Source organism: Photobacterium sp. J15 (assembly GCF_963870815.1).
In the GTDB taxonomy this organism is placed as follows: domain Bacteria; phylum Pseudomonadota; class Gammaproteobacteria; order Enterobacterales; family Vibrionaceae; genus Photobacterium; species Photobacterium marinum.
Genome location: NZ_CAWMUI010000001.1, coordinates 2,316,018 through 2,329,272 on the forward strand (window position 1 = coordinate 2,316,018; position 13,255 = coordinate 2,329,272).

Sequence of the window (13,255 nt, forward strand, 5' to 3'; positions counted from 1 at the left end):
ATATACTCCCCCACCGAATAGTGACAGTAATTGTTTATAGAGAAAAACAATGGCAGATTTATCTAAATACAGAAACATTGGTATTTTCGCGCACGTTGATGCGGGTAAAACCACTACTACTGAGCGTATCCTTAAGCTTACTGGTAAAATCCACAAGATCGGTGACACACACGATGGCTCAACTACTACTGACTTCATGGAGCAGGAAGCTGAGCGTGGTATTACAATCCAGTCTGCAGCGACTACCTGTTTCTGGAACGATCACCGTCTAAACATCATCGATACTCCGGGACACGTTGACTTCACAGTTGAAGTATACCGTTCTCTTAAAGTTCTTGATGGCGGTGTTGGTGTATTCTGTGGTTCTGGTGGTGTTGAGCCTCAGTCAGAAACTAACTGGCGTTACGCGAACGAATCAGAAGTTGCTCGTCTGATCTTCGTAAACAAACTGGACCGTATGGGTGCAGACTTCTACAACGTTGTTGACCAGGTTAAGAACGTTCTAGGTGCTACTCCTCTGGTTATGACTCTACCAATCGGTCGTGAAGACGACTTCGTTGGTGTTGTTGACGTACTAAGCCGTCAGGCGTTTGTATGGGATGACACTGGTCTTCCAGAAAACTACGAAATCAAAGAAATCCCAGCGGATATGGTTGATGACGTAGAAGCTTACCGTGAAGAGCTAATCGAAACTGCTGTTGAGCAAGACGATGACCTAATGGAAGCTTACATGGAAGGTGAAGAGCCTTCTATCGAAGACATCAAGCGTTGTATCCGTAAAGGTACTCGTGACCTAGCGTTCTTCCCAACTTACTGTGGTTCTGCATACAAGAACAAAGGTGTTCAGCTAGTTCTTGACGCAGTTGTAGATTACCTACCATCTCCAACAGAAGTTGATCCTCAGCCGCTAACAGATCCAGACACTGGTGAAGCGACTGGTGAAGTTGCACTAGTTGACGAAAACGAGCCACTACGTGCGCTTGCGTTCAAGATCATGGACGACCGTTTCGGTGCCCTAACTTTCATCCGTATCTACTCTGGTAAGATGAAGAAAGGTGACACAATCCTTAACAGCGCAACTGGTAAGACTGAGCGTATCGGCCGTATGGTTGAGATGCACGCTGACCAGCGTAACGAGATCGATTCAGCACAAGCTGGTGACATCATCGCTGTTGTTGGTATGAAGAACGTTCAGACTGGTCACACTCTATGTGATGTTAAGCACGAATGTACTCTTGAACCAATGATCTTCCCTGAGCCAGTAATCTCTATCGCTGTTGCTCCTAAGGACAAAGGCGGTTCTGAGAAAATGGGTATCGCGATCGGTAAAATGGTTGCAGAAGATCCATCATTCCAGGTTGAGACTGACGAAGATTCAGGCGAAACTATCCTGAAAGGTATGGGTGAACTTCACCTAGACATCAAAGTTGACATCCTTAAGCGTACTTACGGTGTTGACCTGATCGTTGGTCAGCCACAGGTTGCTTACCGTGAAACTATCACTCAAGCAATTGAAGATAGCTACACGCACAAGAAGCAGTCTGGTGGTTCTGGTCAGTTCGGTAAGATCGACTACCGCATCAAGCCAGGTGAGCCAAACTCAGGCTTCACTTTCTCTTCAACTGTTGTTGGCGGTAACGTTCCTAAGGAATTCTGGCCTGCAGTTGAGAAAGGCTTCCAGAGCATGATGGACAACGGTGTTCTAGCTGGCTTCCCAGTACTAGACGTTGAAGTTGAGCTGTTCGACGGTGGCTTCCACGCAGTTGACTCATCAGCAGTAGCATTCGAAATCGCAGCGAAAGGCGCATTCCGTCAGTCAATGCCTAAAGCGGGTGCTCAGCTTCTTGAGCCAATCATGCACGTTGACGTGTTCACTCCAGAAGACCACGTTGGTGACGTAATCGGTGACCTTAACCGTCGTCGCGGCATGATCAAAGACCAGATGGCTGGCGCTACTGGCGTACGTATCAAGGGTGATGTACCTCTGTCAGAAATGTTCGGTTACATCGGTACTCTACGTACTATGACTTCTGGCCGTGGTCAGTTCTCTATGGAGTTCTCACACTACGCACCATGTCCTGCAAACGTTGCTGAAGAAGTAATCGCTGAGCAGAAAGAGAAAAACGCTAAGAAGTAATTTTTAATTACTTTAAGTGTTAAAAAACCCGGTTGCTTCGGCAACCGGGTTTTCTTTTATCTGAAACAGTTGAAAACAGTCCTTGAGTTAATGACGTATCTAAACCTCTAGATTACACTGCATTCAGATAAGTAACGCATAATCCCGTAACGCTGTAACCACTCCAACTGCTTTGGCTCCTTTACCAAAAAACGCCCGCTGTAGTTAAGAGCATTAGCAAACACTCCTTCTATATTGTTTATCGATCGAGGCAACACCAACATCCAGCGTGCTGTCAGCAGTATGTTATGGGGCAGACACTGGCCTTGGTTATTGTCGTTTAACGACAATAACTCCAACGCTGTCATATAGCGTTGATACAATCTGTCCGCATTCAGCTCGTCATGAACAAAGAGGCAATGCTTAAACGGCAGCTTACCCGATGAAATAACAGGTTCCATCGGTATGTCCGCCCGTACAATCTGCATATGACGATGAAGCTGACTAGCACCGGCCTCTGGACCACTATTATAAAAACCAAGCACATCAGAACGACTGAAGCCTAACAACCATGCTTTGAAGTCATCCGATGTCAAAGGCGAGGACTGAGCAACAAACTCTTTGGAGCAAATAAGAAGATGAGGAGAGATCACCGGGAACTTATTAAGTAGACAGACATGATTTTTACCGGCCTCCCCTACATACATAGCCGGCTCATAAGGTAAAAAAGGGTTAGCCTGCTGAGTTTTCGCGATCGGCTTTTTCCGGGCGTTTTGAGTAACGACATAGCCGAGATAACTCACGCCATGCTCCTGAATGACCTCAGCTTCTGTGGTTATCGGCATCAATTCACCACCAGCCAACGCCTTTTCAGATACAAGTACAGCGTCATCCCAAAACATAACTATTCCCCCAACATCCTTTTACTATTCTCGATAGCAATATATTACCCCTGTCACCAGACAAAGCATTGCTATTTATTCCTGTTAACACCATCAGATTATCTTAAACTGCTGTTTTTTCAATCACCTGTATTAATAAGTTTACACTTGCAGCTCAATTATGACATTGCACAAAAGTCATGAGCTATAGCCGCACTACAGGAAAGTTTGTATTATCACCGCATTGATTGAAACAGACAGTTATCCCGTCCTATTCCCTTGTAGTACTCCAAACGGGATGCTGAAAGAAGCCTTCGTTCGGTCATTGAAAGGCTTTTAAAATCAGTACATTATTGTTCGGTCAAACACTATTGTACGCTTCAGTTTCAACAATTTCTCTGAATAAAAAAGGCGTCTACCTTAAGGGTAAACGCCTTTTTTTCGTAGTTTTATTCAGTGAAGTTTAAATAAGCTCAGCAGCTAACAGGAAGCATCCGAACAGGAAGCTTAGTCCCATCGCCATGTGGCCACCACCCGCTCTGTAAAGTACACCTGTCGCATCAACTTCAAATGCAGAGTCATCTTCACCACGCAATTTAATGGTCATTGCCATTGGGATGAACACCGCCAGGAAGACCAGAATGATGCCAGCATAACCAAGAACAGAAAGGAACTTATCCGCGGCAAGCAGCGCACCAGTCAATGGCAGAATAAAGGTCAGTACATACGTCACCGCTCGGTTCTGTTTGAAAGCATCCGCATTCTGATCGAACAGCGCCATTGCAACACCCAGGAAAGATGTCAGCAAAGCAAGGCCAGTAAATACCGACAGAACCACGTTGATAATGCTGTGATTTGCGCCCAAAGCGGCAATCAGCTCAGAAACATTCGCGAAAGATACCATCTGTTCAGCTGACAGGTTACCCATCGCTGCGTATAGCCAGAACAGGTAACAAACCAATGGAATGCAGGAGCCGCTGATAATCATGTTACGTAGCTGCTTATGGGTCGCGTCTTCGTTGTATGTAACCAAAGACGGGATAACCACAACAAAGCCAAAGCTGGTGAACAGTACGGAACTTGTCTTGATTAGATCGATTTTGCTGTCGCTGGAGGCTTCTAACAGATTATCGACAGAAATAGTCGGAACCAGAGATACCAGGGTCAGACCCAACATCACCACCATAACGGCAAACAGAGCCCGGTTCAGCTTATCTACCGCCGCGGTACCGGCAGCAACTACAACACCAGCGATCAGAGCGAAAGCAATTTGACACTGCATCATGGTTAACTCAAGACCCACACCGCTCAGCATTTTCTTAACCAGATCACCGGCACCGATGATGTAAGCCATCAACAGACAAACCAGCAAGGCATAAAGAAGGCCGTTTGTGACTACCTGGCCGCCCTTGCCCAGTGTTTTACGGGCAATGGTATTCATTCCCAGGCCACCACCAGCTTTAATGCTGGCTTCAAGCAGCAACAACGCCGCATAAGTTGTACCCGACCAGATGAAAAGCATCATCAATGTGCCCCATAGCAGGCCGAATTGTGCCAGTACCATCGGGATTGCCAGCATTCCCGCACCCAGCGCTGTACCCGCAACGATCAGCGCACTACCTAAAAGCTTCAATTTCACAACAATTATCTCTGAAAATGTTTATATCGCTCTGTCTGAGTAAATTGTTCGGTCAGTCTCAAACAGATAAAAGGGATTGTTTTGCGATCTACAAAGTTAAACACCGTGGTCAGCAGCGAAAAACAAACCTGAATTAATACAGGGATCGCCAGTCCGTTGAGGACTAAACAGGGGAATTAGCTAAAGTTGCTAAATCGGAAATCGGCAAAGAAGCCAAAATACGGGAAGGTAAAAGCAGAAGAGAAAGCAGAATGTTGATGAGGTTGAGCGGCTGAACATCGCATATGCGACAAGCCATTCGTGGCTGTATCTGGCAGCCCTGCTGTATGATGTTTCATTTATCGTACTCCAAAAAACGATATGTCCCTGCAGATATGGATAATCTTCCGTAAATTATCCTGTTTTTGTTCGGTCAAATAGCAACTTAAGGTTATGGGAATTAAATCACAACAACCATTAATGAAATCTTCGATTTCATTAATGGTTTATCGGATTTCTATAAGGATCTCCACGCTAAAAGCGGGTTAACGTTATGCCCATCTACTGGAATCAAGCAACAATTATGGGCTTACAAGTAGAACCGTATATTCTGTTACCCCTTTCCTGACAATCAAGTTGTCATTGTCAAAAGCACGGGTCTCAACAAGCCGAGGAACAACACGGTTATCTTCAACCACCTTAATGTATTGCAACTGCCCGATGCGATACATACCGGAGCGAGGAATCAACAAAGACTCCTGTTCGCCGGTCTGAATCTTCACCCGTGCAAACATGCCAGGATAGATCAACTGCTCGTCCGGCTGTGATGCGCCATTGCTAAAAGCCAGTTTCACAATCACACTTCGTGACCCGGCATCAGAAGCAGGCGTTATTTCTTTTATGACACCGTTGAATGACAGTTTCTGCTCAGAAAGAGTGACGGGCCATTGCTGATCCAGCTCCAATAAATACCGCTGGCTGGCAGCAATCGAGCTTTCCATCATTAATGTCTGAGGGTTATACAAGCTCAGCATAGCAACACCGGGGGATGCGATATCACCTCTATGCATCAACTTTTGCGTAATCACACCATCAAAAGGTGCAGCAATAATACTGTAGCCATAGGTCGTCTGCGCTTCTTCCAGTGAAGCCTGATGCTGCTTAAAGTTAGCTTCAGCAGTTTGTAGTGCACTCAGGGCTTCATCAAGTTTTGACTGAGCAACCAGCTTTTTCTGAATTAATGATTTTGTTCGGGCATAATCCTTACGGACAATGTTCAACTGTGCCTGTGCACTAGCCAGTGCCTGCTCTGTCTGACGGACACGAGCATCAAGATCCAGGTTATCAAGCCGAATAAGAATATCTCCCGCTTTTACTTTATCCCCTACATCAACTAAAACGTCAGCAACCTGAGCCGTCAATCTGGCAGAAAGTGTTGCCTGCTGATCAGCAATAATGGTGCCTGTATATGCCTGCCACACCGGTAATTTGCGGGCTGTAACCTGAACAGTTTCACGTCCGGCTAATGGTTCTCCCTGCAACGACTCATTTTCAGTATCAAGTTTGGTTACAAAACCACCGGATATCGCAAAGAAAAGGATCCCAAGCCCTGCAAACGCGGCAATTATCAGTGCCAGCTTTTTCGTACTCATAATTGCGACTCCCTGTAGTTTTCAGGTGAATTGAATAATTGGTTCGATTCAGCGTTATTGCTCTCTTCTACATCCACATTCTTTTCGGATTCGGGTTTTTCCGGTAATCCATGGCCAGGTTGGTTGGCATAAGCAAGATAATAAACAACGGGTATCACCAGCAAAGTAAACAATGTCGATGCAGCGATACCAAAGATAATCGCCCATGCGAGACCATTAAAAATTGGATCCAAAGTGATCACCACATTACCGAGCAGGGTCGTTCCGGCGGTAAGTAATATTGGTCTCATCCTGACAGCTCCCGCTTTAATCAACGCATCCCTGAGTGTTTCACCTTCTCTTAATGACTGGTGGATGAACTCAATCAACACCAGCGAATTACGAACTACAATCCCGGCAAGTGCTATCATGCCGATCATGGCAGTTGCAGTGAACAAAGACGGATTCGGAATACCGTTAATTTCAGTGGTTCCAATCTGATTGAGAAGCCAGAACCCCGGCATAATGCCGATGACAGTTAAGGGAATTGCCAACATGATAATTCCAGAGACAGCAGGTAGCCCTGTTTGCAATACCATTACCACAAACACCCCCAATAATGCGGCTCCATAGGCAATACCCAGGTCGCGAAATACATCCAGGGTGATCTTCCATTCCCCTTCACCACTCCATTTCACTTCAATGCCTGGCGGCAACTGCCAGAAATCATCGCCGCCATTAGAAAAGTAGGTTCGGTTACCTGGCTGGCGAATATTTCCTTCATCCGACGCGAGCATAACCTCACCTGATGCGGTTTGCAGATCAGCGGACACATCCACAACCACTTCCGCAGGTACACGACCAGCAGACTCGGCAAAGACATAGACAACCTGACGGAGATTTTTACGCATTACAGGTTGTGGTGCAGGTACTTTCACGAAGTCACCCAGCTCAGATATCTGCACCAATGGTTGCCCGGCATCAACCAATCGGCCTTGCTCTACCCGCTTGGTAATGCCTGGCAAACCTCGTACATAGAGGTTCTCCAGTGCGCTGAGATCATCTCGCTGACTTCGCGTGAGACGAACTTCAATCGGCAGCGGATTAATTTCATAATCATCATGCAGATAGCTGACAACCCGTCCGACATTGGCGGCGACCAGAGTTTGATTTATCTCCTGTACCGAGACTCCGGATAACGCGGCTTTCTCTGAGTCGACAATAAACTGCCAGCTTTCCAGCTCCCCCTGAATGCTGGTATCCGTTTCCACCACAAAAGGCTCTCGCTTCAATCGTTCTGCAACATTAACTGCTGCTGTCTGCAGCTCGTGGTACGGAGTCTGTGGCTGACCGTAGACCTCTGCGACAATCGTCGCTATCACCGGAGGCCCCGGCGGAGTCTCCACCAACTGTATATCGGCATCCAGTTTTTGTGCGATTGCCGTCAAGTCTGCACGCAGGCGGGTCACCAGCTCATGAGACTGCTGCCGACGGCGGTTCTTTTCTGCCAGCACAATGCGCAGCTCTCCCTGATGAGGCATGGTTCGCATAAAGTAGTGCCGGACCATACCGTTAAAGTCCATCGGTGATGCAATTCCGGCAAAACCTGATACTGACACCACCTCAGGCACACTTTTCAGGTAATCGGCAAAATCGCTCAAGGCGTTAGAGGTTTGCTCGACACTGCTGGTTTCCGGCATATTCAATACCAGCTGGAATTCATTCTTATTGTCATAAGGCAGCAATTTGAGAGGAACAGCACGCAAAACAGGCAGCATTGCTGCCGCAAGAAAAGCAAATCCGACACTAATAAGAAAGATGACACTGTTTCGCTTACGAGCCAAAAGCGGCGTAAGTACCTTCTCGTAAGCTTTATATAACAGTGTGCCTTCTATACGGTAATGACCTTTGTCTGTCGCAGTGGTCAGTATTTTTTTAGCCAACCACGGCGTAATCAAGAAAGCGACTGCGGTACTAAAAATCACACTGACGGGAACGTTAAAGGCCAACGGAGCCATGTATGGTCCCATCATTCCGGTGATGAAAAACATCGGTGTAAAAACAATGACAATGGCCACAGTAGACATCAACAGTGCACTGCGAATTTCAGACATTGCCATCACAATTGCCGTCGGCTTTTTGAGACCTTTGCGCTTCAGGAAGCGCTCAATATTATCAATACTGGCTATAGGATCATCGACAATCAGGCCCAAAGCCAGGATAAGAGCAAACAGGGTTACCCGATTGATGGTATAACCAAAGGCCAGGTCCATCGCCAGCGCTGCACCGTAACTTATCGGAATAGCAATCCCGACGACCACAGCCGAACGCCAGTTAAGAAATACACCAACAAATACCACTACGGTAAGAATCGACAACCCCAAGCTGGATACCAAATTGCCGACTTTTTCATTGGCTGTATCGCCGTAGTTACGAATTACAGAAATTTTAACGTGCGGCGGAAATTGAGTGTCAGCCATCTCTTCCAACAAGCTGACCACGTCATCAGCAACCCAGACCGCATTACTTCCTTTCTGTTTTGCAACAGCAAGAAAAACAGAAGGGTAAGGCTCCGCTCTCTGCTGACTGAACTGCTCAGTTGCCGGCCCAAAGCTGAACCAGGTCTGGTTTTCAGCTTCCTCCGGTCCGTCGGTGACGGTAGCAATATCTTTCAGGTAGACAGGCTGTCCATTAACAACATTCACTACCGTATCGGCAACATCGTCTGCATTCCGGAAAAATTGTCCGCTTTCGAGCTGATATACCCGCCCCTGCTGATGAATATTTCCAAGTTGCTGGTGCTGGTTAGTCAGCGCAAAAGCCTGCTGGATATCATCTACTGTGGTCATTCGACTTGCCATAGCTGCAGCATCGAGCGAAATCTGAATCACCCGCGGATTCCCCCCGACAACAGAAACGCGGTTGGTATCATTCAACGCCTGTAGCTGATTAACTGCTTGTTCGGCGATTCGGCGCAATTCAGCACTGCCGGTCAACTCCGGCTCTGTACTGTAAAGCGCCGCAACAACAACAGGGACATCATCAATTTCTACCGGTTTGACAGCCCATTGAGTAACGGAAGGAGGAACCAGATCCAGGTTCGAATAAATCTTGTTATAAAGCTTGATGAGAGCTTCTTCACGCTGCTCACCAACATAAAAACGAACGATAACCTGAGCAGCACCTTTCAGAGATGTCGAATAAACATCTTCGACACCATCTATCTGAGTGAGGAGTTTTTCCAGAGGTTGAGTCACCTGATTCTCAACCTGTGACGGAGAAAGGCCCGGTGCCTGAATCAGCACATCAGCCATTGGCACTATGATTTGCGGATCTTCTTCCCTTGGCGTAAGCAATAAAGCTGCGACACCAGCCATCAAAGCCAGAATGATCAAAATAGGAGGAAAGAAGCTGTTAAGGAATTTAGCGACTATGCCTTGACTGACCTTATCTGCCATCTTGCTTCTCCCTTGCTTTTCAATACCGCTGACCTTCTCAGTCATCGCTCACAAATCGGTTCTATCTCTACGAATCCCATGAGTTAATACTTTTTTAATCAATACCCTGCTATTTCGACATGTCGCTATTGAGGTTAGTTAACATCTGCAGTTTTAACTTTGAGCTCATTAGCGTTTTCAAACATATCTGTCAGTCTGCAGCCCAGCCATATTCCAGCCACCATGCTGGCAATAAATATCAAAACGCTCACATGACCACCTGCTAATGACGTCACAGCAGGGCCAGGGCATATACCTGCAATCCCCCAGCCGATCCCGAACAACACAGCTCCGATAACCAATCGACTATCTACAGCTTGTTTTTTACTTAACCGGAAATCTGTATCGCAGACAGGGCGATCCATTTTGCGGATGATAAAGAAATACGCAGGCATAAAAACAAGCAACGCACCTCCCATCACGAAGGCCAGACTTGGGTCCCAATTACCGGCAAAATCTAAAAATCCAATAACTTTATTCGGGTCAACCATACCGGACATCATCATGCCCAAGCCAAACAACAAACCAGCTAACAAAGTGACAAATCGTGTAAACATTCTGGCCTCTTAACTATGAAGACGAATAAAAACAGTAATGGCAGCGGCAGCCATAAATACACCAGTTGCGACTATCGAACGCTTTGAAAGTCGTCCCACCCCACATATGCCATGACCGCTGGTGCAACCGTTGCCAAGTTTGGTTCCCAACCCCACCAGCAATCCTGCAATGACAAGCATCAACGTCGATGTCACCGGCAGAGTCTGAGGAAAGTCAAAGCCAAGGTAAGGTGCTATCAAACCAGCCAGAATCATTCCCAGCACAAAAAGAAATCGCCATGAAAACTCCCCTTTTTGCGGCTTTAGCAAACCGGCAACAATACCGCTAATACCGGCCACCCGACCGTTTACCATCAATAGCAATACTGCAGATACACCTAACAGCATCCCTCCCAGTAACGCATTCAGTGGAATCAGCCCCGTCATTTCTTCTCCTCCGATACACAACAAATACCTTGTAACGCTTCAAGTAGCTGTTTTGATTTGTCATCCGCCAGAGAATAAAACACTTGCTGAGACTGCTTACGAAAACTGACCAGCTTCTGCGCTTTTAGAATGGCGAGATGTTGTGAGAGCGCTGATTGCCCAAGGCTCGAGTTCTGTTGCAATTCTTTCAAAGGTACTTCCCCTTTAGTTAACTGACACAGAACCATCAAACGCTCCGGATGAGCGATAGTTTTCAACCAGTTAGCTACTTCAATCGCATGACAGTGCATTTTATCTATGTCGATCATTTCACCCTCACTACCAAAGCAAAACCTAATTTAGAGATTACTAAACCACAGGATTAAGTCAACACTAATTTAGGATAATATTTATTAGACAAAGCTAAATTAAAGTTTTATAGTTTTCAACAGAATCGTTAATTGCTAAAACCTGTCCGGGGAGAAAAGATATGACATTGGAAAATGCTGTTCGCGTATTCGCAGGAACAATGATCTTTATTTCCGTGGCATTAACACTTTGGGTCCATCCAAACTTTTATTGGTTCACCCTGTTTATAGGTGCCAACCTGATCCAAAGCGCATTCACAGGTTTTTGCCCGGCAACCAACGTATTAAGTAAACTTGGATTTACATCAAAGCCTTAAGTTAAAAATCAGAGTATCAGCTAAAAAACCCATACCGAATATCCCGAGGACTAAGCTTGGTTTAGTTCTCTGTTGATTTATGTTTTTGTGGAGTTATCAATGACTAAAATTGTTATCGTCGGAGGTGTTGCAGGTGGCGCTTCTGCTGCAGCACGTGCCCGCCGTTTAAGCGAAGACGCCGAAATTATCATGTTTGAACGTGGTGAATTCGTATCATTCGCCAACTGCGGTTTGCCTTACCACATTGGTGGTGATATCAAAGAACGAAGCAAACTGTTGCTACAAACTCCGGAAAGCTTCCTTGCCCGTTTTAATGTTGACGTTCGTACTATGAACGAAGTCATCAGCATTAACCGTGAAGAAAAGTCTGTTACTGTTCGTAGTATGTTAGACGGCTCTGAGTACACCGAAAACTATGATTTTCTGCTGATCAGCCCGGGGGCTGCACCGGTTGTTCCACCGATTCCAGGTGTTGACAATCCGCTTACCCATTCACTACGTAACATCCCTGATATGGACAAGATTCTCCATACCATTGAGATGAACAACGTCGAACACGCAACCGTGGTTGGTGGCGGTTTCATCGGCCTGGAAATGATGGAAGCCTTCCACCAGCGCGGTATTAAAACCACCCTGCTTGAACTTGCTGATCAGGTAATGACTCCGGTAGATAAAGAAATGGCCGGGTTTGCTCATGCTGAGATCCGTAGCCACGGTGTTGATTTGCGTTTAAGCACGGCGCTTTCCGCTGTTGAGTATGTTCCGGAAGCCCATATTGCCAGCGAAGATTCCGGTGAAGATGCTGCTCATCAGCATATCCATGGCCATCTGGATCTGACCCTGAGCAATGGTGATACCTTAAAAACGGACATCCTGATCATGGCTGTCGGTGTTCGTCCTGAAATCAAGCTGGCACAAGAAGCCGGACTGAAAATCGGTGAACTTGGCGGTATCTGGACCAACTCGAGCATGCAGACCAGCGATCCTGCAATCTATGCTGTGGGTGATGCAATTGAAGAAGCAGACTTTGTAACAGGTGACGCCACTCTTGTTCCACTAGCCGGTCCGGCTAACCGTCAGGGTCGTATGGCAGCAGATAATATGCTGGGTCGCAACGAAACCTACCAAGGCACTCAGGGAACAGCGATCTGTAAGATCTTCGATTTAGCCGTCGCTTCTACCGGTAAGAACGAAAAGCAGCTGAAGCGTGAAGGTACCAATTATGAAAAGGTATACGTTCACACGGCCAGCCATGCCAGCTACTACCCTGGTGCAGAAATCGTGTCATTCAAAATGCTGTTTGACCCACAATCAGGTAAAATTTTTGGCGCTCAGGCTGTAGGTAAAGACGGCGTTGATAAACGTATCGACGTGATGGCAGTAGCACAGCGTGCAGGTATGACAGTAGAACAATTGCAGCATCTTGAACTGACTTATGCGCCACCATACGGCAGTGCTAAAGATGTCATTAATCAGGCTGCTTTTGTTGCCAGTAACATCATGAAAGGTGATGCGACAGCGATTCATTTCGATGAAATTGAGAACCTGTCAGAAGACCAAGTTCTGCTGGATGTACGTAATCCGGGTGAACTAGAGAACATGGGATATATCGAGGGTGCCCTTAACATTCCGGTTGACCAACTTCGCAACCGCATGAATGAACTACCAAAAGATAAAGAAATTGTTATCTATTGTGCTGTTGGCCTCCGTGGTAACGTCGCATACCGCCAGCTCGTAAACAATGGCTATAAAGCGCGCAACCTGATTGGTGGTTTCCGTACCTATAAATTTGCGAAAGCTTAATTAGCCAAGTAATCGCAAAACAAGTCATAACTGAAAAAGCCACCATCATGACGATAGTGGCT

At 46.4% G+C, this 13,255-nt stretch carries 10 protein-coding genes; 3 read left to right on the forward strand and 7 right to left on the reverse strand.

Annotated elements, in window-relative coordinates; all coding sequences use genetic code 11:
* Positions 1 to 49: 49 nt before the first annotated feature.
* Positions 50 to 2,137: an elongation factor G gene (fusA, locus tag AACQ93_RS10540; RefSeq protein WP_064604823.1), complete on the forward strand. Its 2,088-nt coding sequence runs from the start codon at positions 50 to 52 to the stop codon at positions 2,135 to 2,137.
* A gap of 107 nt (positions 2,138 to 2,244) precedes the next feature.
* Here the strand turns inward: fusA and AACQ93_RS10545 are convergent, their stop codons facing one another.
* The 7 genes from AACQ93_RS10545 to AACQ93_RS10575 all read right to left on the reverse strand — a co-directional run bounded on the left by AACQ93_RS10545 (position 2,245) and on the right by AACQ93_RS10575 (position 11,034).
* On the reverse strand, positions 2,245 to 3,018 hold the full coding sequence (locus AACQ93_RS10545; RefSeq protein ID WP_064604825.1) for a phosphorylase: 774 nt from the start codon (positions 3,016 to 3,018) through the stop codon (positions 2,245 to 2,247).
* Between the two features lie 442 nt (positions 3,019 to 3,460).
* Complete coding sequence (locus AACQ93_RS10550; protein WP_064604827.1) at positions 3,461 to 4,636, reverse strand: amino acid permease; 1,176 nt, start codon at positions 4,634 to 4,636, stop codon at positions 3,461 to 3,463.
* 560 nt (positions 4,637 to 5,196) lie between these two features.
* Entirely contained in the window at positions 5,197 to 6,267 is a 1,071-nt protein-coding gene (locus tag AACQ93_RS10555; protein WP_064604829.1) for an efflux RND transporter periplasmic adaptor subunit, read from the reverse strand.
* Positions 6,264 to 9,704 (reverse strand): efflux RND transporter permease subunit, encoded by a 3,441-nt coding sequence (locus tag AACQ93_RS10560; protein ID WP_157097557.1) that lies wholly within the window; start codon positions 9,702 to 9,704, stop codon positions 6,264 to 6,266. Before AACQ93_RS10560 ends, AACQ93_RS10555 begins: the two co-directional genes overlap by 4 nt.
* A gap of 134 nt (positions 9,705 to 9,838) precedes the next feature.
* A complete protein-coding gene (locus tag AACQ93_RS10565; RefSeq protein ID WP_064604834.1) occupies positions 9,839 to 10,300 on the reverse strand; it encodes a YeeE/YedE family protein in 462 nt (153 codons plus the stop codon).
* A gap of 9 nt (positions 10,301 to 10,309) precedes the next feature.
* Positions 10,310 to 10,726, reverse strand: a complete 417-nt coding sequence (locus AACQ93_RS10570) for a YeeE/YedE family protein (RefSeq protein WP_007466157.1) — start codon at positions 10,724 to 10,726, stop codon at positions 10,310 to 10,312.
* Positions 10,723 to 11,034: an ArsR/SmtB family transcription factor gene (locus tag AACQ93_RS10575; RefSeq protein WP_007466159.1), complete on the reverse strand. Its 312-nt coding sequence runs from the start codon at positions 11,032 to 11,034 to the stop codon at positions 10,723 to 10,725. The genes AACQ93_RS10570 and AACQ93_RS10575 overlap by 4 nt, the downstream gene beginning before the upstream one ends.
* Positions 11,035 to 11,195: 161 nt before the next feature.
* Here AACQ93_RS10575 and AACQ93_RS10580 point away from each other — a divergent pair, with 161 nt between their 5' ends.
* Together AACQ93_RS10580 and AACQ93_RS10585 are read left to right on the forward strand one after the other, a co-directional pair.
* Complete coding sequence (locus tag AACQ93_RS10580; protein ID WP_007466160.1) at positions 11,196 to 11,390, forward strand: YgaP family membrane protein; 195 nt, start codon at positions 11,196 to 11,198, stop codon at positions 11,388 to 11,390.
* Between the two features lie 99 nt (positions 11,391 to 11,489).
* A complete protein-coding gene (locus AACQ93_RS10585; protein WP_064604836.1) occupies positions 11,490 to 13,193 on the forward strand; it encodes an FAD-dependent oxidoreductase in 1,704 nt (567 codons plus the stop codon).
* Positions 13,194 to 13,255 lie beyond the last annotated feature (62 nt).

Bases quoted from the DNA above. Each gene is read 5' to 3' on its own strand.
- fusA (WP_064604823.1), top strand. From the start codon at position 50: ATGGCAGATTTATCTAAATACAGAAACATTGGTATTTTCGCGCACGTT.
- AACQ93_RS10545 (WP_064604825.1), bottom strand. From the start codon at position 3,018: ATGTTTTGGGATGACGCTGTACTTGTATCTGAAAAGGCGTTGGCTGGT.
- AACQ93_RS10555 (WP_064604829.1), bottom strand. From the start codon at position 6,267: ATGAGTACGAAAAAGCTGGCACTGATAATTGCCGCGTTTGCAGGGCTT.
- AACQ93_RS10560 (WP_157097557.1), bottom strand. From the start codon at position 9,704: ATGGCAGATAAGGTCAGTCAAGGCATAGTCGCTAAATTCCTTAACAGC.
- AACQ93_RS10565 (WP_064604834.1), bottom strand. From the start codon at position 10,300: ATGTTTACACGATTTGTCACTTTGTTAGCTGGTTTGTTGTTTGGCTTG.
- AACQ93_RS10570 (WP_007466157.1), bottom strand. From the start codon at position 10,726: ATGACGGGGCTGATTCCACTGAATGCGTTACTGGGAGGGATGCTGTTA.
- AACQ93_RS10575 (WP_007466159.1), bottom strand. From the start codon at position 11,034: ATGATCGACATAGATAAAATGCACTGTCATGCGATTGAAGTAGCTAAC.
- AACQ93_RS10580 (WP_007466160.1), top strand. From the start codon at position 11,196: ATGACATTGGAAAATGCTGTTCGCGTATTCGCAGGAACAATGATCTTT.
- AACQ93_RS10585 (WP_064604836.1), top strand. From the start codon at position 11,490: ATGACTAAAATTGTTATCGTCGGAGGTGTTGCAGGTGGCGCTTCTGCT.